The organism is Ensifer sp. 1H6 (assembly GCF_001976035.1).
Classification (GTDB): Bacteria; Pseudomonadota; Alphaproteobacteria; order Rhizobiales; family Rhizobiaceae; genus Ensifer; species Ensifer canadensis.
On the sequence record NZ_MOAI01000001.1, the window covers coordinates 550,552 to 568,200 of the forward strand.

Annotated in this window: 17 protein-coding genes and 1 tRNA gene; 9 read left to right on the forward strand and 9 right to left on the reverse strand. The window is 60.8% G+C overall.

Translation table 11 applies throughout. The features are described 5' to 3' along the window. Positions 1-21: 21 nt before the first annotated feature. Positions 22-1,254 (reverse strand): M20 aminoacylase family protein, encoded by a 1,233-nt coding sequence (locus tag BKP54_RS02455; protein ID WP_084814191.1) that lies wholly within the window; start codon positions 1,252-1,254, stop codon positions 22-24. Positions 1,255-1,385: 131 nt separating this feature from the next. Here BKP54_RS02455 and BKP54_RS02460 point away from each other — a divergent pair, with 131 nt between their 5' ends. Then, positions 1,386-2,336 (forward strand): LysR substrate-binding domain-containing protein, encoded by a 951-nt coding sequence (locus BKP54_RS02460; RefSeq protein ID WP_084814192.1) that lies wholly within the window; start codon positions 1,386-1,388, stop codon positions 2,334-2,336. Between the two features lie 107 nt (positions 2,337-2,443). Here the strand turns inward: BKP54_RS02460 and BKP54_RS02465 are convergent, their stop codons facing one another. Continuing rightward, positions 2,444-3,334, reverse strand: coding sequence for a LysR family transcriptional regulator (locus BKP54_RS02465; protein WP_084814193.1), 891 nt, complete (start codon positions 3,332-3,334; stop codon positions 2,444-2,446). A 164-nt stretch (positions 3,335-3,498) separates the two neighbouring features. Here BKP54_RS02465 and BKP54_RS02470 point away from each other — a divergent pair, with 164 nt between their 5' ends. From BKP54_RS02470 to BKP54_RS02500, 7 genes are all read left to right on the forward strand, one after another. Then, entirely contained in the window at positions 3,499-3,699 is a 201-nt protein-coding gene (locus tag BKP54_RS02470) for a helix-turn-helix transcriptional regulator (protein WP_192433684.1), read from the forward strand. Between the two features lie 217 nt (positions 3,700-3,916). Then, positions 3,917-4,177 (forward strand): helix-turn-helix transcriptional regulator, encoded by a 261-nt coding sequence (locus BKP54_RS02475; protein ID WP_084814195.1) that lies wholly within the window; start codon positions 3,917-3,919, stop codon positions 4,175-4,177. A gap of 298 nt (positions 4,178-4,475) precedes the next feature. Continuing rightward, the gene (locus BKP54_RS02480; RefSeq protein ID WP_245317774.1) at positions 4,476-5,423 is read left to right on the forward strand and encodes a hypothetical protein; all 948 of its coding nucleotides are present in this window, start codon (positions 4,476-4,478) and stop codon (positions 5,421-5,423) included. Beyond that, positions 5,393-6,304 (forward strand): ThiF family adenylyltransferase, encoded by a 912-nt coding sequence (locus BKP54_RS02485; RefSeq protein WP_245317775.1) that lies wholly within the window; start codon positions 5,393-5,395, stop codon positions 6,302-6,304. The genes BKP54_RS02480 and BKP54_RS02485 overlap by 31 nt, the downstream gene beginning before the upstream one ends. A gap of 11 nt (positions 6,305-6,315) precedes the next feature. Further along, the gene (locus BKP54_RS02490) at positions 6,316-7,515 is read left to right on the forward strand and encodes a hypothetical protein (protein WP_084814198.1); all 1,200 of its coding nucleotides are present in this window, start codon (positions 6,316-6,318) and stop codon (positions 7,513-7,515) included. Next, entirely contained in the window at positions 7,508-8,614 is a 1,107-nt protein-coding gene (locus BKP54_RS02495) for a GNAT family N-acetyltransferase (RefSeq protein ID WP_025430561.1), read from the forward strand. Before BKP54_RS02490 ends, BKP54_RS02495 begins: the two co-directional genes overlap by 8 nt. Further along, complete coding sequence (locus BKP54_RS02500) at positions 8,611-9,630, forward strand: hypothetical protein (RefSeq protein WP_084814199.1); 1,020 nt, start codon at positions 8,611-8,613, stop codon at positions 9,628-9,630. The genes BKP54_RS02495 and BKP54_RS02500 overlap by 4 nt, the downstream gene beginning before the upstream one ends. 21 nt (positions 9,631-9,651) lie before the next feature. On the opposite strand, the gene BKP54_RS02505 is transcribed toward BKP54_RS02500, so the two are convergent. The 3 genes from BKP54_RS02505 to BKP54_RS02515 form a co-directional block, all read right to left on the reverse strand. Next, complete coding sequence (locus tag BKP54_RS02505) at positions 9,652-13,050, reverse strand: acyl-[ACP]--phospholipid O-acyltransferase (RefSeq protein WP_025430563.1); 3,399 nt, start codon at positions 13,048-13,050, stop codon at positions 9,652-9,654. A 92-nt stretch (positions 13,051-13,142) separates the two neighbouring features. Beyond that, positions 13,143-13,421 (reverse strand): YiaA/YiaB family inner membrane protein, encoded by a 279-nt coding sequence (locus BKP54_RS02510; RefSeq protein WP_025430564.1) that lies wholly within the window; start codon positions 13,419-13,421, stop codon positions 13,143-13,145. A 27-nt stretch (positions 13,422-13,448) separates the two neighbouring features. Then, positions 13,449-14,135 (reverse strand): PspA/IM30 family protein, encoded by a 687-nt coding sequence (locus tag BKP54_RS02515; protein WP_025430565.1) that lies wholly within the window; start codon positions 14,133-14,135, stop codon positions 13,449-13,451. A gap of 101 nt (positions 14,136-14,236) precedes the next feature. Here BKP54_RS02515 and BKP54_RS02520 point away from each other — a divergent pair, with 101 nt between their 5' ends. Beyond that, positions 14,237-14,833, forward strand: a complete 597-nt coding sequence (locus BKP54_RS02520; RefSeq protein WP_025430566.1) for a TetR/AcrR family transcriptional regulator — start codon at positions 14,237-14,239, stop codon at positions 14,831-14,833. 266 nt (positions 14,834-15,099) lie between these two features. On the opposite strand, the gene BKP54_RS02525 is transcribed toward BKP54_RS02520, so the two are convergent. From BKP54_RS02525 to BKP54_RS35715, 4 genes are all read right to left on the reverse strand, one after another. Continuing rightward, positions 15,100-16,692: a gamma-glutamyltransferase family protein gene (locus BKP54_RS02525; RefSeq protein ID WP_025430567.1), complete on the reverse strand. Its 1,593-nt coding sequence runs from the start codon at positions 16,690-16,692 to the stop codon at positions 15,100-15,102. Positions 16,693-16,820: 128 nt separating this feature from the next. Next, the gene (locus tag BKP54_RS02530) at positions 16,821-17,150 is read right to left on the reverse strand and encodes a type II toxin-antitoxin system RelE/ParE family toxin (RefSeq protein ID WP_025430568.1); all 330 of its coding nucleotides are present in this window, start codon (positions 17,148-17,150) and stop codon (positions 16,821-16,823) included. Further along, on the reverse strand, positions 17,147-17,422 hold the full coding sequence (locus BKP54_RS02535; protein WP_025430569.1) for a type II toxin-antitoxin system ParD family antitoxin: 276 nt from the start codon (positions 17,420-17,422) through the stop codon (positions 17,147-17,149). Before BKP54_RS02535 ends, BKP54_RS02530 begins: the two co-directional genes overlap by 4 nt. Before the next feature lie 134 nt (positions 17,423-17,556). After that, positions 17,557-17,634, reverse strand: a tRNA-OTHER gene (locus tag BKP54_RS35715). Positions 17,635-17,649: the final 15 nt, after the last annotated feature.

The window sequence follows — 17,649 nt, forward strand, 5'->3', positions numbered from 1 at the left end:
GTTTCGCCCGAACCGGACCGATTACTCGGTCGCAGCACATGGGCGCTGTGCTGCGATGCCTCGCGTGCGTCGGGTGATGTCGGACTGAGCGGGCGTTGCGAGAAACCGCTCGGCGAGCTTGACCCAATAGGTCGCCCCGATCGCCAATACCTCATCGTTGAAGTCGTAGCTCGGGTTGTGCAGCGGGTGGCTCGCCTCGCCGTTGCCGATATTGATGTAGGACCCAGGACAGCGCTCCAGCATGAAGGCGAAATCTTCGCTGGCCATGATCGGGTGCGCGTTCAGGATTGATGCCTCCGGACCGAGCCATTGCCGAGCGACGGCTTGGGCAAATTCCGTCTCGACCGGGTGATTGATAAGCACCGGATGACAGCGCTCATAATTGATGACGGCTCTCGCCCCAAAACTCTCCGCCTGCGCGTGCACCAAGCCACAGATCCGCGCCTCGACTTCGCGGCGGACTTCCGGTGACAGCGAGCGCACCGTTACAGACATCTCGGCCGCGTCCGGAATGATATTCGACGCCGTTCCGCTGTGAATTGATCCAACCGTGATTACCGCAGCGTCCTGCGGATCGACATTGCGTGAGACCACTGTTTGAAGCGCCATGACGACCGCCGAGCAGACAACGACTGGATCCACCGCCTTGTGTGGAACAGCACCATGTCCGCCATGACCAATGATACGGATCGTCACCGTATCGGCGGAAGCCATGAACGCGCCGCTGCGAAAGCCGAACGTGCCGATCGGTTGGCCTGGGACGTTGTGCATGGCAAAGACAGCATCGCAGGGAAACCGCTCGAACAGCCCCTCTCCCAACAGCCGCGCGGCTCCCCCAAGGCCCTCTTCGGCCGGCTGAAAAATTAGATGGAGAGCGCCGTGGAAGTCTCGCGACTGCGCCAGATGCCTGGCTGCAGCGAGAAGCATCGCCGTGTGACCATCGTGACCACAGGCATGCATCTTTCCAGGAACGGTACTGCTATAGGGAAGTCCCGTCACTTCCTCGATCGGCAGCGCATCCATATCGGCGCGAATGCCGAGCGACCGCCCCTCACCATTGCGCAGCGTTGCGATAACGCCAGTCCCTGCGATCCTCGCAACTTCATAGCCCCATTCGGCGAGCAGCTTGGCGACCAGCTCACTCGTCGCGAACTCCTCAAAGCCCAGCTCTGGATGAGCGTGAATCTGTCTGCGAATCGAGATCGCTTCAGATTGGAAATCGGAAATCCCTGGCAACACGATCGCGTTCTTCATCCACCACTCCGCCGCTGAGAATTCCCGACCTCTGCCCGTGAGGCAGTGCTTAGCAATCTAGTGAATGCTTGCATTGAGCGGGAGACAAAAGTTTATTATGGTGATAACCAATCGTTATCAGCGGAGGTCGGATGAAGCTGCATCAACTCGAGGCTCTGGTTGCCAGCGCCGACACCGGCAGTATCCGCGCCGCAGCGCGCCTTCTGGGGATATCGCAACCCGCTGTAACGCGGGCCTTGAGGGAGATGGAAGCCGAACAGCAGCTACCGCTGCTCGTTCGCTCGCCAAGTGGCCTGAAGTTTACCGATCACGGCTATGCTTTACTGACCCACGCTCGTCTCGTTCTCAATCAGCTCAGGCAGGCGGAGAGCCAGATGAGCATTCGGCGTGGTCAAATTGAGGGACGGCTCTGCATTGCCGTAACGCCGTGGCTTTCCCTGACATTGCTGCCGGAGGTCGTTACCGAGTTTAGAAGACGCATGCCGAATGTCAGGCTCGAATTCTTCGACAGTTTCGTAATGATCACGCAACCACTTCTTCGCGACGGCTACATGGATCTCGCCATAGGCCAGGCATCGCCAGCGATGTCTGCTCAGGAGTTTTTGATTGAGCCGTTGGTTCGTTACGAGACGGGCATCATGGTTCGTCGAGGTCATGCGAAAGAGGGATGCAAGTCCATTCACGAACTGCTGGATCAGGACTGGCTGCTGAACTACGCCCCTGACGGACGCGATGGCCTGATGCAGGAGGTTTTCTGGCGACATGGCGCGACATTGGATGAAAAGCGCGTTGTACTGGCACACTCCGTGTTGCTTTCTCAGACACTCGTTGAGCAGGCAGATATGTGCACCTGGGTTCCAAGCATCATGACGGCTGTACCCCCTTTCTACGGCCGCACGGTATTGTTGGATCTCGAGGAGAGATTTTCACCGCGGGACCTCAGCATTATTTCGAGGCGAAATGGTCCCCAAGGATCTGCAGCACTTTCCTTTATCGATTCCCTGTCCGGCATCATCAAGAGACGCCTCCGATCGAGCAACCCAGTAGACCGGCGTGTCTTTGCAACTTTGACGCCTCTGTAGTCTGCAAGGTGGGGCTCTCCCGCCATGAGGCTTGAAAACCGCTCCGCTTGCCCGAGGGATCGCAACAGGAGCGACCACCCGCGCCCAGCCGTCGAGCACAAGCGCCCTCACCTGCCCTGCCTCACCAGCGACCGGGCGATATCGATGATATCGTCTCTGGCGGCCGTCGGGTCGTCCTTGGACCAGGCGACCCCAAGCCCGATCCTGAAGTCGACACCCCGGACCTTCCGAAGCTCGAAATTGCGGTTGGGAAGATCCAGCGTCCATTCCGGCGCAAAGCCGATGCCAAGACCGGCCGATACCAGCGACACCAAAGAGAAGGTGTCGTCGCAGGTATAGGCGACGTTCTTCGACAGATCGTGCTCCTCGAACTTTTCAGTAAAGTAGCGCTCGGTATACGACAGGTTCTGACGCGAGAACGAGATGATCTTCTCACCCTTCAGGTCCTCGATGCCGATCTCGCTTCGGGCGAGCAACGCGCTGTTCTTCTCCAAAGCCAGAAGGTAGCGCTCATGCGCGATCGAGAAGAACCTGAGCGAGCCGATGTTTTCGACCGGGCGGATAAAGCCGAGATTGATCTGGCCGTTCTCCAGTCCACGGATGATGTCGTTGGTCGAGCCGCTTGATATATGCAGTTCGATATCGGGATACTTGCGGCCGATGCGCGCCAGGAACGCCGGCAGCAGACCGATCGTTGCCGGATAGACCGTTCCGATCCGGATCTTGCGCCTCGCCTTACCGGCAACCGAGCGCACCACCTCGGCCGACAGGTCGACATCGCCCAGGATCCGCACACAGCGATCGTAGTAAATCTCCCCTGCCCTGGTCAGTTCGACCTTTCTGGTCGAGCGCTCCAACAGGCGAACGCCGAGTTCCTTTTCCAGCGACTGGATCTGACAGCTCAAGGCCGGCTGGGCGATATGCACCCGGGCTGCCGCCCGACCGAAATGCAGCTCCTCGGCAACCGCCACGAAATAGCTCAGCTGGCGAAGTTCCATGTCGATTCCTTTCAACTGGCGCGTTGAAAACGCGAGCACTCCGTCGCGCTGCAACCATGAATACCCTATTTTGGGGTATCCGAAAATCGGTTTTATTCATTGCGTCGGTTTTCTCTAGCTGGCGCTCGAAATTGTCCTCATTTCACGCAATCGTTTATGGTCGAATGATCGATGGCCTCGTAGCTGCGCGAAAAGCTGCAAACATTACGCAGGTCGAACTCGGAGAGCGGATCGGGCAGCGACAGACGTTCGTGTCTAAGTTCGAACTCGGCGAACGGCGCCTGGATCCTGCAGAGTTCGTGAAAGTCAGTCGGGCGATTGGCGCCGACCCTTACCAACTGATGCGGGATGCTGAGAAAGGGTAGTCGCCGCATCCGTACTGCCGCCCGAGCGACATGCAGTTCCTCAGTGACCACCACGAAATAGCTCAGCTGGCGAAGTTCCATATGGGTCCATTCTCCAATCGATGCGCAGGGTCCGTCGCAATCGCGCGCGGGCGATGCCGCTGCGAAGCACTCCTTTTAAGAAATATGTCGAATATATTCTATGGATTAATGCCACGCAAGGTGGTGGCCATAAATTATGGACACTCGTACGCGCATAGCCTGGAATCTCCGGCACATACGGTCTTCGAAGAAGATCACGCAGGAGCATCTGGCGGTGGATGCGAATGTGGACCGGACCGCAATTAGCGGCATTGAGCGCGGTGAATACAACCCTTCGGTTGAACTGCTAGATCGACTTGTCGCAGCATTGGGCGTCGACATCTCGGAGCTGTTCGTAAATCGCCCGGAATCCGCCGCGGCCCCAGACCCGATGAAGGCTGGCAGAAAGCCGAAATAAGCCAAGCAGTATGGCGGGGCTTCTTGACATCGTTCCGGTCGATGCATGCGATTCTTTGAGCAAAAAACGAGAACATCGACTGCACGATAGAAGCCGTTTTGCTCCTTAGGCGAACGGCTTAGTCGACGTCGTAGAAGTATGCAGCCGTCGTCGGCCTTGCGGGCAAAGCTAGATTTCCATCGCAAATTGTAATTGGGGCCACCACCTTAAACGAATTGTTTCCTATCGGCTGCAAGAATTAGATGCATGCGGCCGCCGCGCGCGCATTGCGAAGCCGTGAATCATTGGACCTGACCCGTTGTATAATCTGCTGGCGATCATCCTGAAGAAGCGAATGGACCTCAAGTTCAGGACATCAGCCGAATTTCGCGCGCGGATTGTCGAGTTTCCCGGCCTCTGGATGTCAGCGCGAGAAATCACCGCCTTGCGGCAAGATCTTCGGACGGTTGCACGCCGGTCGGTTCCGGATGGAAGCCTGGATTACGGAGTCTTTTCTGACAGCGAGGATGTGCTCAATCGAACGATCGTCACGCTCGTATACCGGATATCGGACGGACAGCCGGTCGCGTTCAATGCGTTACCGGTGATAGGCCTCTCCCTATCGGGCAAGCCCGCCGACGTTCTCCACCTGGGACTTGTGATGGTCGATCCCGCGGTGCGCAGTCAGGGTCTGTCCTGGGTCCTCTACGGCCTTACCTGTTTTCTTCTCTTCGTGCGCAACCAGCTCCGCCCGTTGTGGATTTCCAACGTGACACAGGTTCCAGCCGTCGCCGGCATGGTGGCCGAGACCTTCAGCAACGTTTTTCCAGCACCGACGCGTGGCGCACGGCGGTCCTTGCGCCAGCATCTGATTGCGACCGAAATCATGGCCTCGCACCGTCATGTGTTCGGCGTCGGTCCCGAGGCCGGCTTCGATGCAGACCGCTTCGTCATCACCAATGCCTATACCGGCGGTTCGGACAACCTGAAGAAGACGTTCGAGGTAGCGCCGAAACACCGCAAGGCAGAATACAACGATTTCTGCGCCGCCGAGCTCGACTATGAACGCGGCGACGACCTCATTCAGATCGGTCAACTCGATCTCAATGCCGCGCAGCGCTATCTCCTCGAAAGTGTGCCGCGCAACGCTCTTTGGAGGCTCGCGGTCGCGAGCTTCGTCATCCTCATGCAACGACTGTTCCTGCCGGTGCTGCATTGGGCCGACAGCAAGCGGCAATGGGGCATATTGAGGCCCTTCATCCGATGAGCGAAATGTCCTTCTACGAGACTTTCACGACGCGCAACATCGGCTTCGTCAGCGAAGCGCAACAGGAGCGCCTTTCAAAAGCGATGGTGTTCGTCTGCGGAACCGGCGGGATGGGCGGCGCCTGCATCCAGGCGCTCGTGCGCGCAGGCATCGGCCGCCTCGTACTCGCCGATATCGATCGTTTCGAAACGTCCAACCTCAATCGCCAGGTCTTCTGCTTTGCCGATACGATCGGGCAAATGAAGGCGGAGGCGACCCGCGACCTGTGCCTCAAGATCAACCCGGGTCTGGCGGTTACAGTCTTCGGCCCGGAGTGGACGGACCACGTGGAGGATCTGGTCGCCGATGCGGACGTGGTGGTCAACGGCACGGACGATCTCGGCGCAAGTCTGCTTCTTTACCGGACGGCGCGAAGGCAGGGCACGACAGTGATCGATGCCTATGCCTCCCCCCTACCCTCCATCTATGTGACCCGTCCGCAGGACCCGATGCCGGAGGAGCGGCTGCGCTACCCGACAGTGCAAACCGCCTGGCACGCCTTGACGACCGCCCAGCGGGCCGCTGCCTTCCAAAGCGAGGCGGAATACGTGATGGTCCATTCGTCGTCCCGGCACTACATCGATCTGTCGCTCGCCGGCGAGGTGGTTGCCGGCAAGCGCAGCCGCATGTCCTTCGCTCCAATGGTGATCACCACGGGTATGCTGATGGCCTATGAAGGGATCCGTGCGATCCTCGGCACGCCGCACGGCGCCGACCATCGCGGATGGTTCTTTAACCCGCATGCGGGTCGTGTCGAGCATCCGCGCAATCCGCTCGTCGCAGCGATACTCCGGCCGATCGTACGCCGCTATCTCTCGCAAATGACCGCTGCGGCGTCTTAGGCATACAGATCATGAGCCCCTCCCTCATCGCCGACAGTTTTGTCTCGCTCGCCGCCCTCGGCGGCTTGCTGATCCTGATCGGCGCCATCCACGACTTCGACGCAACAAGCCCACTCACCCGCCGCTTCCTTTTCGGGCTGCGCGTGCTTTCGCTGTTGATGGCGAGCCGTGTCCTTTCCTGGTGGACGGGGCTTTACGTGTTCGAAGCTGCAACGGTAATGGCCGCCGGGCTGGTGCCATTGGCGACGATCATCCTTGCCGAGGGCCTGCTTCGGCGCCATGCGCCGAAGCTAACGAAATGGATCGCGGCAGGAGGCGCGGCGAGCTTCATTGTTCTCGCACTGCTACCAGCCACCTTCGCCGAGCCCTGGCGCTCGGTCATGTTGTTTGCCTATCAGTTCGTCAGTTTCGCGCTCGCCGCGCATATGGCGGTTACGCGCGATCGGGCGAGCCTATCGAAGGCCGAGAACCAGGCCGTCGACCGGGTGGCGCTGTCGCTGCTTCTGATCCTGCCGCTCTTCGTCACTGATTTCCGTTCCCCATACATCGATATGCCGGTGCGATTGGGCGGGGTCGCGGTGCTGTTCTTGTGCTGGCTGTTGATCAGTCTGGGTCAGCGCACCGTCAGCCATAGGGACACGCTCGCCTCCTTCGTCATCCTGCTCTCCGTCGCACTGGTCGGAGCACTCGCAATCGGTATCGAGAACGGGCTCGGCACCGCCGCCCTGGTGCGCACAGCAACTGTCGTCGTCTGCGCATCGCTGCTCGGGGTCATATGGAAGGACAGCATCACTCTGAGGGCCGAGCAGCGTCGGCAAAGCCTCATTCGCCATCTGGCAGAGGACCGTATCGATGACCCGCTGGGCTTCCTGCGGGAGTTGCAGAACCACCCGCTTGTCGAAGGCGCACTGCAACTCGGGGAACCGGAACTCGTCGATTTCGACCTGCCGGCGCTGAAGACGCTCTTCTTAGAGCGACCGCTCCTGCGTGCTGCACAAATCCAGGACCTGCCGGAAACGGATTCCGAACAGCTTGCGTGGCTGCTGGAGAAATACGAGGCAACGCATGTGATGCTTGCGTCGCTTCACCCCTTCCGATTGGTCGCCCTCAATATGCCCTCCATCTCAGCAACGCCAGGCGCGGAGACGGAATTGAAGGTCGTGCAACGCATGGCCTTTCTCATTTCGCAGAGGAGTGCGGGTCATGATTGAGATTCGCGAAGGCGACCTGAAGGCCTTCTTCTCGGCTCCATTCGAGATCTACGGCGAGAAGGCGCCCTATGTTTCGCCGATGTTTGGCGACCTGAAACGGTTCCTGTCCGCCGAACAGAACCCACTTTTCAACACGGCCGCCGACTTCGCCTTCTTCACCGCTCATGAAGGTGCTGCCGTGCGCGGGCGGATCACGGCACACGTTCATCGTGCCTCGAACGCCAGGTTCGGCCAGGCGCGAGGCTATTTCGGCTATTTCGATTGCAGCGATGACGGGCGGGTAGCCGCCGCGCTGCTCGAACGGGCGGAGGACTGGGCAAGGGCGCGGGGCTTCACTGAACTCCTCGGCAATTTCAATCTGACCGCCATGCAGCAGGTCGGCATCATGACCGGCGGTTTCGAGAATGCACCCTATACCGACCAGATATGGGGGCCACCCTACCTCCCGCGGCTCCTGGAGGCCGCAGGCTATTCGGCGACCTTTCCGATGAGCACTTTCGAGATCGATGTCGGGGCATCGACGACGGCCGGGCTGCTGGGCAAGGGGCAGTTGCAGACCCTCCACGAAGAAGGCTTTCGCTTCTCTCCGATCCGTCGTGCCACGCTCGGCCAGCGCCTGGAAGACTCGCGATTGATCCTCAATGAAAGCTTCTCGGATAATCCGATGTTCGTACCCGTCACCCGCGCGGAGTACGAATTCCAGGCCAAGGAGATGAAGTGGATCATGGACCCGCGCATTTCGGCGGTGGTCGAGAAAGATGGCGTGCCGGTTGGTTCGGTGATCGCCATACCCGATGTCAACCCGATGCTGAAAGCGATGGGGTCACGGCTGGGGTTGAGTGCTCCCTGGCATCTCCTAAAGCACCGTTTGCGGCGAAGGCGCGCCGTCGTCATCTTCCAGGGGGTGAAGCCGGCGCACCAGGGGCGCGGTCTCAATCCGCTCATGCTCGCCCACATGCTCGGTCAAATGCAGCGGGCCGGATATGAAAACGCTGGCGGCACCTGGATCGCCGATGCGAACGTGGCGAGCCTGCGGCAGGCCGAAAGGGCCGGCGCCCGCCCCTTGCACCGGCTGCACCTGTTCGGGAAGACCTTATGAAACGGATCGATGCCGCCGCCCTGGCAGATCTCGCAGGCTTGGCGAACCTGGCGCCATCCGTCCACAACACCCAGCCGGCCCGTTGGGCGCTGGACGATGTAGGTCGCATCCTGCTGGTCGCGGATCTGTCACGGCAACTGCAGATCGGCGATCCCAGTGGGCGCGACCTGGGCCTTTCCTGTGGCGCCGCGCTCGAAGGCATGGTGATGGCGCTTGCCGCACGTGGAACCGGCACCGTGGTCGAAGACTTCTGGAACGACAATATCCTTTCCTGGCGGCACGGTTACCGGCTGGTCGCACGCCTCATCCCTGATGGAGAAGCGATTGTACCGCAGCTCGGCGACTGGATCGAAAAGCGCTTTACCTGGCGTGGTCCCTTTGCGCCGGCGTCACCGGAGACGGCCGCTGCCGTCGAACGCTGGGCGGCGGAAGCCGGCGACGTGACGCACGCCTGCGGGCATGACGACCTTTCCTTCCTTGCCACGCTCAACGATCAGGCAAGCCTGTCGATCATGCGGGATCGTGCGTTCCGCGACGAACTGGTCGCATGGATGCGCCTGTCGCCCGCGCATCCCGCTTATCGTTTCGACGGCCTCAATCTGGAGGCGCTACGCATGGGACCGTTTGAGGGTGCCGTGGCCGGGCGCGTGCTCGGCTCACCGCTTTTCGAGCTCGCGGATCGCATCGGGCTTGGCAAGACCCTTGTGACGGAAGCGGCAAAGACGATGACGGCGACGGCCTGCCTCTTCTTTCATCGGCCCGCCCAAGAGACACCGGTTGCGTCCGGACGGGCCTTCTATCGCTTCTGGCTGGGCTTCACCCGCTTCGGCCTTGCAGCTTGGCCAATGGCGGCGCTGGCGGATACAGACCGGACCGCCGACATTCTGACGAAGCGCTTCATGTTTCCCGCCGACCACCGGCTTATCAACGTGCTGCGCGTCGGCCCTGCACCTTCGACCCTTCCCAAATTCCGCTTGCCGCCGGCTGAGCTTGTCGTGAGCTTGAAGCCGGACTGAGCCGGCTTCGCCCATTTCGCCTCAGGCAGCCTCTTGAGCTTTCGCCTGCTCGGCCAGCAGGCGGTGAGCGCTGACGAAGTCGACCTTGCCAGAACCGAGCACGGGCACCGGGGCCACCTTCACCTCGGAGGGAATCATCATGTCCATCGCACCCTTGCTCTTCGCGAAGCTCATGAAGGTGCTGCGCGTTGCGTCCGGTGCGTCAGTCAGCATGACCAGGCGCTCGCCCTTCTTGCTGTCGGGAAGCGAGACAACGACTGTCAGGTTGCTGGGCCAGAGCTCACCGGCCAGTGCTTCGACCGCGGCAAGCGAAACCATCTCGCCGCCGATCTTGGCAAAACGCTTGGCGCGGCCGCGAATGAAGATGAAGCCGTCCTCGTCGACCGTGACGATATCGCCGGTGTCGTGCCAGCCGTCGGGCGTCGGCTCGAGCACGCCGGGGTTCTCCGCCCTCAGATATCCGGCCATGACGTTTGCGCCACGAACGAACAGTCGACCGCCGTCGATGACACCCGGCACGGGCTCCAGCCGGTACTCCATGCCGGGCATGATCTTGCCGACGCTGCCCGCCTTGTTGAACATCGGCGTGTTCAACGAAATCACCGGTGCGGTCTCGGTTACGCCATAGCCTTCGAGGATGCGCACGCCGAACTTCTCCATATAGAGGGCGCGCGTCGCGGCCTTGACCGGCTCGGCACCGGCAAAGCAGTAGCGGATGGAACGGAAGTCGTAAGGATGAGCCGTGCGCGCGTAGCCGTTCAGGAACGTATCGGTACCAAAGATGATAGTGGCATTGGACGCATAGATCAGCTCCGGAACGATGCGGTAATGCAGCGGCGACGGATAGAAATAGACGGGCACGCCGGAAACGAGCGGCAGGATGGTGCCAGCCGTCAAGCCGAACGAGTGGAACACCGGCAGGATGTTGAACACCTTGTCGCCGGAATGGAAGTCAATGCGCGAAGCTGCCTGCGCGGCATTGGAAAGGATGTTGCGGTGCGTCAGCACCACGCCCTTCGGCGTGCCTTCCGAGCCGGAGGTAAAAAGGACTACCGCTGGATCGTCCGCGGTGCGTCGCGCCAGCGGCTTTCCCTTGCGCAGGAGGCCCAGGAGCTTGTCGGCAAGGCCAATCGTCTGGCGTAGATCATCAAGCCAGACGATCTCCACCGTCCTGGACAGTTCTTCGACCACCGGACCGAGCTTGGCCTGGGCCACGAAAGCGCGCGAGGTCAGGACGTGGCGCACCTCGGCAGCCTTGCATGCCGCAAGGATATTGGCCGCCCCGGAGGTGAAGTTCAACATGGCGGGTACCTTGCCCGCAGACATGGCGCCGAGGATTGTTGCCACGGAGCCGTTGGCATTGGGAAGCAGCACGCCGAGCGTCCTGCTCTCGGGGAACATGGCCTGGAACTTCGCACCGAGCACCGCCGCTCCGGTCAGGAGCTTGCCGTAGGAAAGTGAGCCAGTCAGCGGGTCCTGCACGGCAAGTCGGCGGAAGCCACGCTCGTGGGCCGTTTCGATGACTTTTTCCAGCACGGTCACATCTGTATCCGTCGTTCGGAACATCAGCATCGACATGATCTGGTAGAGCTCGGCTCCCGCAGCGATACGGCGCTTGCGGCCCTTCAGTCCCTCCGGCACGGAGAGGCGGACGGGCTCCAGGATAGTGACCTTCACCTTCGGGAACAGGCGACGGCGGACATGAAGGGAAGAAAGGCGCGAGAAGTAGCTTTTCTCCAAGCCGTCGATCCGAACCGGAACAACCATGGAGCCGGTCTTGTCGGCGACCATGGCTGCACCGTCATAGACCTTCATGAGCGCGCCGGTGACCGTGATGCGACCTTCGGGGAAGATGACGAGCGGATCGCCGGCGTTGACGGTCTTGATCAGCGTGCGCGTTGCCATCGGCTTCGAGGGATCGAGCGGCAGGAAGTTGCACATCTTCAGGAAGGGCCTCACCCACCAGGCCTTGGCAATGGCGTAGTCGACCGCGAAGGTCGGCTCTTCGTCGGTGAGCGCCAGCGCCAGTGCACCGTCGAGGAAAGAGACATGGTTGAGCGCGATGATCGGCGCACGACCCGCCTTCTTCAGATTGTCGAGACCATCGACCTCCAGGCGCAGGAAAGCGCGGAAAAGGATGGACACGAAATCGCGGAAAGCATTGGTCGGCAGGGTCCGTAGCATCACCCAAGCAGCCACGATATTCACGACGGCAAGGCCGAGGAAGAGTACCGACATCGACGTGCCGGCGGCTTGCAGCCCGGCGACGAGACCGCCGCCAACCGTCATGAAACCGGCCGAAAGCACATTGGCGGCAGCGATCACGCGGGAGCGCTGGTCTTCCTGAGCCCAGGCCTGCAGGGCTGCAAATGTCGGGACGACGAGGAACGCGCCGGCAATGGCCATGCCGGCGAGGTCGATGGCTATGCGAATGGTGTAGGGGCCAGTGAAGAAGGCCGAGAGAGTTTTGGCTGAGCCGATTGCCTCGACATGGGCGACGCTCCAGGCAAGATCGAAGCCGAACAGCGCCATGATCAGCGTGCCCAAAGGCGCCGGCAGGAGCACGATACGGCCGGCCGACATCCAGGCGGCGATCGCCGAACCAATGCCGACGGCAATCGCAAAGACGGCGAGATAGGCGGTTATCGCCGTTTCGCCGCCGCCCAGATGGTCTTTCACCAGCGGCGGCAGCAGCGACAACACAATGGCGCCGACCAGCCAGAACCAGGAGGCCATCAGGGCCGAACGCCAAAGGCGGGTGTCGCCGCGAAGCGCGTTGACTAGGCGGCCGGTCGACTTGAAGATGTTGCGCTCGACAACAAGCTGCGGTGCCTTTGCGCCGACGCGGGGAATGAAGCGGCTCGACATCCAGCATGCAACCGCGAGCCCGAGCATCATCGGCCCGAAGACCCAGGGATTGACACCTTCTGCGGCGGCAAGGCCGGCGACGATCGTGCCCGCGAGGATGGCGATGAAAGTCGCACCCTCGATCCAGGCATTGGCGCGTGGTAGCTCCTTGCGCTGCAGATGATCGGGCAGGATGCCGTATTTGACCGGCCCGAAGAGCGCCGAGATGACGCCGAAGAGAAAGAGCGCCACCATCAGCACCGTGACCGAGGAGAGCGCGATGCCGACGACGGCGACGGCTGCGGCCGCGAGTTCCACCCGTTTCAGCCGTTCAGCCATGATGGCCTTGTCGAACTTGTCGGCAAGCTCGCCGCCAAGTGCTGAAAAGAGCAGGAACGGCGCCATGAAGACGGCGCCCGCAAGTGTGACGAGCGATGCCGCCTCGTTTGCCGCCATCTGAGCGAGAATGAGGAAGACGAGCGTGTTCTTCAGGAAGTTGTCGTTGAAGGCCGACAGGAATTGGGTCCAGAAGAGCGGCGCAAAGCGCCGAGTAGTCATGAGATTGTCTTTCACGGAACGTCCCCCCTTTTTTTGAGCGTTCTAGATGAAAATCCTTGCTAGCTCGTTCATAGGTTGTGCCTTGCGACGGCAAGGCTAATGCCTGGTTAAATGTCGTCGCTCTTGATGCCCAGCAGCAGTTTCTCGGTCTTGGCGTCGTCGATCCTGCGGATGAGCTTTTCGGCTTCCTGGTTGTCGCGCAACGTCTTGGTGACGTTCACCGTCGTCTGCACCAGCATCAGGATACCCATGGCGAGATAGCCCTTCCCCCAGAGGTCGAGCGGCATCATGTAGATGCCGAGCGCCAGCATGAAGGCGGCAAGACCGAAACTTGCATAGGAAAAGCTGGTCCAGGCGGGCGAGTGTTTCATCAAGCTGTCGTTCATTGTCGTGCTCCCTGTGCGCTATGGGGTTCAGTGGGTCTGGCTAGTCTTGCTGCGAAGTCGCTGGAGGACCTCTTCCCCAGTCGTGACGAGCGGCCGGCCGCAGCCGGCCTGTGCGAGCTTCTCGACAATGGCGGCCGGATCCTGGTCACCTTGCAGATCTGTCAACGCATCGGACATCAACTCTGCTTCGCGCTGGCGCTTCTCGAGCCGGGCGAGGGTCGCCTCGGCATCCGCAAGCGTTGCGGACTCGTGGTCCGGGACGTCGCGGGTGAGGCGTTGGGTCCGGTCGCGTGCGACCGCAAGGCGTTCGCCGCGGCGCAGCGCCCCAAGGCGCATTTCGCTCTGCCGCACCGCATGCTTCAGACGTTCTATTCCGCTTGAAAACTCCGCCTGTACCTGGCGGGCGTTTTGCAGCTCTGTTTCCAGGCAGGCAATTAAAGTGGCCGCCTCCCGGGCAAGGTCCTCCCTGCCCTTCTCAAGGGCGGCGACGGCGCGCGTCTCAAGGTCCGCAATCCGGGCGGAAAGCCGCTCGGCATTTTCCTTCTCCAGATGGTTGCGGGCGATGGCCACGGCGACGGCCTTGCGGGCAGCTTCGACACCCCGTGCGCCGTCACGGATCTGCTGAGCCAGAATGGGAAGCGCGTGGCGCTCGCCAAAAGCCTCATCTGCCGCATGCGCGCGGCCACGTATCAGGGTCAGAACATGTTTGAACATTGTTTCACCTCCCTATATATGAACATCGTTCAATGTTGTTTTCTCACAAAAATGAACATCGTTCAAGTTAAAAATGAACACCGTTCAAAAAGGCGCAGGACATGACCGACAAGCGGCAGGCGAAGAAGGCGGACCTGAAGGCAAGGCTCATCGCCGCGGGTACGGATCTCATCCGCGAGCAGGGCCTGAAGGGGTTGCGCGCGCGCGACATTGCCGAGCGTGCAGGGGCTGCCTTGGGAGGGCTCTACACCGTTTTCGATGACCTTGATGCGCTCATCCTTCGCGTCAACTCCGACACGCTCAAGCGCCTGGAAACGGCGTTGAATTCTGCCGTGACACCTTCAGCCGAAATCGAGGAAACCTTCCTCAATCTCTCCCTTGCCTATCTGAAGTTCGCGCTCACCGAGCGGAACCTGTGGTCTGCACTTTTCGAGCATCGGATGCCCGAGGGTGTCCCCGTTCCCGATTGGCATCTTGCTGAACACGCCTTCCTGATCGGCCTGATCGCTGCACCGCTTGCACCGCACCTTCAGGATGCCTCCGCCGAGGACGTGGCAATCCGCGCCCGCACGTTTTTTTCGGCCGTGCATGGCGTGATCGCGGTTAGCCTGGAAGGTCGCTTCGTGGGCATAACGCCCGAATTGCTGGAACGAGAAGTTACGGTGCTTGCCCGCCTTCTTGCGCACAACGCCAGCTGAGACCTGAGCCCGCAGGATGCTCTTCCCAGCCAGACTAAATCAGCTTGGTCGCGGCTGCTCTGGCCCAAGTATCTAGTCTGCAAATTGTTGATTGATTTCGGTCAACGTAGATTTCAATCCTGCTTGTCCATTTCTAGGGCAAGAGACATGACACGCCTACTGGGGTGATGATGGACGGCCTCCGCATCCGGCATCGCTGTAGCATACGGTGGCTGTCGAACATTTGGGAGAGCCGTCCATCTCATCACTCTACCTGTGAGGCAAAGTTAGTAGCCCAACGCCATCCCGTCCTTGCGGGCGTCCGACCCTCCGATCAGAATGCCACGCTCCCAGTCAATCCGGATCGCCTGCGCGCCGCCGATGGCGCGGAGGGACGGCTGAACCTTGAAGCCACGCCGTTCCAGTTCGGAGCCGATGCTGGTGCGGATGGCTTCCTCTGCTTCGACCGTCGCTGTAGCGGGCAGAGGAAAGAGGCGCGGCAGGTCAATGGCGGTTTGAAGATCGACACCGCAATCGTAGAGCCGGGATAACAGGTGAGCATGGCCCATGGCCTGGTAGTGGCCGCCCATCACACCGAACGGCATCACGACACGTCCGCCCTCGGCGACCATTCCCGGGATGATCGTATGCATCGGACGCTTGCGAGCCGCGATTTCGTTGGGGTGACCTGCCGCAAGCGAAAAGCTCTGGCCGCGATTGTGGAACAATACGCCTGAGCGTGGCGCCATCAGCCCGCTGCCATAGGAACTGAATATCGAATTGATGAAGCTGACCGCGTTGCGGTCGCGATCCACCACGCAAAGATAGACGGTATCCTTGTGCTCGACGGTGTCGAACGAGGGCAGCGGTTCGGTGACCCGATCGAGGGAGATGCTTCGGGCAAGGCGATCAGCAAGTGTGCTCGACAGCATGCGCTCGACGGCCCCATCCGACACAGACGGATCGGCGACCATCGCGTCACGCGCGGCGTAGGCGAGCCGTGTTGCCTCGAGGAGGAGATGCAGATCATCGGGGTCGAACGGGTCGTTGGACAGCGAGAAACGCGAGAGGATGTTCAGGATCAGCAGCGCGACGACGCCTTGGCCGTTCGGCGGGCATTCGTAGATCGTGCGGCCGCGATAGGTCGTGGAGATGGGTGTAACGTAGTCTCCTGCAGCGCTGGCGAAATCGTCCAGGGAGTGATAGCCGCCGAGGCCGCGCAGATAGTCCACCATGTCCTCGGCGATGGCGCCGCGATAGAAGGCGTCCCTGCCGTCGCGTGCGATCGCGTCGAGTGTATCCGCAAGCAAGGGCTGGCGCTGGACGCTGCCGATCGCCGGCGCCTCTCCCGCGACCAGGAAAGTGGCACGGGCGGTTGGGTCGGCAGCCAGGAGATCGCGCTGCATGCCCAGGTCGGCGGCGACACGGGGCGTCAGCGCATAGCCGTCGCGGGACATCGCGATTGCAGGCTGAAGCACCTCGGCCATCGACATCCGGCCGAAGTCGCTTAAGAGGCGGCACCAGGCATCGACCGCTCCAGGAACCGTGACCGCGTGAGGAGAAGAGCGCTCGATTGCTGTCACACCGTCGGCACGCAGCGCGTCGACGCTTAGTGCTACTGGCGTCAGGCCCGAGCCGTTATACGCGCGAATGTCGGTGGATCCTTCCACCGCGATCATTGCGAAACAATCCCCGCCAACACCAGTCGAACCTGCCTCGACTACTGACTGAACCGCGACGGCCGCCACCGCCGCATCGATGGCGTTCCCTCCTGCCTTCAGGATCTCGATGGCCGTCAGGGTTGAGGCCGGATGTGAGGTTGCCGCCATCCCGTGACGGGCGACGGCCAGCGACCGACCAGGATCTTCGAAGTTGCGCATGACGTCCCTAAAGTCTTCCCAGCTATCTGCTTCGTCAGTCCCCCGACGCCAGCGCAAGTGACCTTGGCCAGAGGTCGTGCATTGGGTGGTGGGCCACAGCGGATACAGCCGTGCAAATCTCCGCGCAGTCAGTGACTATCCGACCCCTGCATCCACTGCGGGATATCGCGCTTGGCATGAAGCACACGCCACACGTCGATGCAGCCGGCCTGCTCATGATAGAAAACAAGATACGGGTATCGCTTCAGAGAGACGCTCCGTAAGTCAGGTAATCCCAGTTCGTACGAGTACCGCAACGATCCGGACTCTGGATGGCTTGCGATCAAATCGTAAGCCGCTTGAAGAGCGTCGATGAAGCCCAGCGTGACATCAATTGCGGCCTCGCGTGCGTAATAATCGACGGCCGCGTCGACATCACTGCGCGCCAATTCACGTGGAATAATCGGTTTGTTATTCACTTGCTCTGCGGACCACGAACTCGATCGCGCAACCCGGTGAAATAAGCGGCGTCGGCCGGTTCAGTCTGCGCAGAGGAGGCTCCGTCAAGCAACAGCCTGCGCAACGTGAGCCGGTCCTGATCTCGACGGATCAATTCTCGGATATACTCACTGCTCGTCCCATAGCCCCGCCCAGCGACTTGCTCATCCACGAAGCTCTTCAGAGAGTCCGGCAGGGAAATGTTCATTGTGCTCATAGGAACGAGCATAGCCGCTTTGGCAAAAATTGGCAACGACGTCCGCTTCCGACAACGCCCACCGGACGTACAAATGCGGCCGCATGCCCCGGGCGGAGGGTAAACTCTGATGAAACTCGACAACGAGAAGGCAAGCTCGGCGCAGCGGCTTTCATCCCATGCTCATCCGGCTGAAATGGCAGCATTTCGAACCTGCGACCTTCTGGTTAGAGGCAGACGAGCTACCGGGCTGCTATACGCCGACTTCAGAATTGAAAACGAAC

Coding starts and splice junctions, on each gene's coding strand:
- BKP54_RS02510 (WP_025430564.1), bottom strand. CDS start 13,421: ATGAACGACAGCTTGATGAAACACTCGCCCGCCTGGACCAGCTTTTCC.
- BKP54_RS02455 (WP_084814191.1), bottom strand. CDS start 1,254: ATGAAGAACGCGATCGTGTTGCCAGGGATTTCCGATTTCCAATCTGAA.
- BKP54_RS02495 (WP_025430561.1), top strand. CDS start 7,508: ATGATTGAGATTCGCGAAGGCGACCTGAAGGCCTTCTTCTCGGCTCCA.
- BKP54_RS02525 (WP_025430567.1), bottom strand. CDS start 16,692: ATGCGCAACTTCGAAGATCCTGGTCGGTCGCTGGCCGTCGCCCGTCAC.
- BKP54_RS02490 (WP_084814198.1), top strand. CDS start 6,316: ATGAGCCCCTCCCTCATCGCCGACAGTTTTGTCTCGCTCGCCGCCCTC.
- BKP54_RS02460 (WP_084814192.1), top strand. CDS start 1,386: ATGAAGCTGCATCAACTCGAGGCTCTGGTTGCCAGCGCCGACACCGGC.
- BKP54_RS02470 (WP_192433684.1), top strand. CDS start 3,499: ATGATCGATGGCCTCGTAGCTGCGCGAAAAGCTGCAAACATTACGCAG.
- BKP54_RS02515 (WP_025430565.1), bottom strand. CDS start 14,135: ATGTTCAAACATGTTCTGACCCTGATACGTGGCCGCGCGCATGCGGCA.
- BKP54_RS02465 (WP_084814193.1), bottom strand. CDS start 3,334: ATGGAACTTCGCCAGCTGAGCTATTTCGTGGCGGTTGCCGAGGAGCTG.
- BKP54_RS02500 (WP_084814199.1), top strand. CDS start 8,611: ATGAAACGGATCGATGCCGCCGCCCTGGCAGATCTCGCAGGCTTGGCG.
- BKP54_RS02475 (WP_084814195.1), top strand. CDS start 3,917: ATGGACACTCGTACGCGCATAGCCTGGAATCTCCGGCACATACGGTCT.
- BKP54_RS02520 (WP_025430566.1), top strand. CDS start 14,237: ATGACCGACAAGCGGCAGGCGAAGAAGGCGGACCTGAAGGCAAGGCTC.
- BKP54_RS02485 (WP_245317775.1), top strand. CDS start 5,393: ATGGGGCATATTGAGGCCCTTCATCCGATGAGCGAAATGTCCTTCTAC.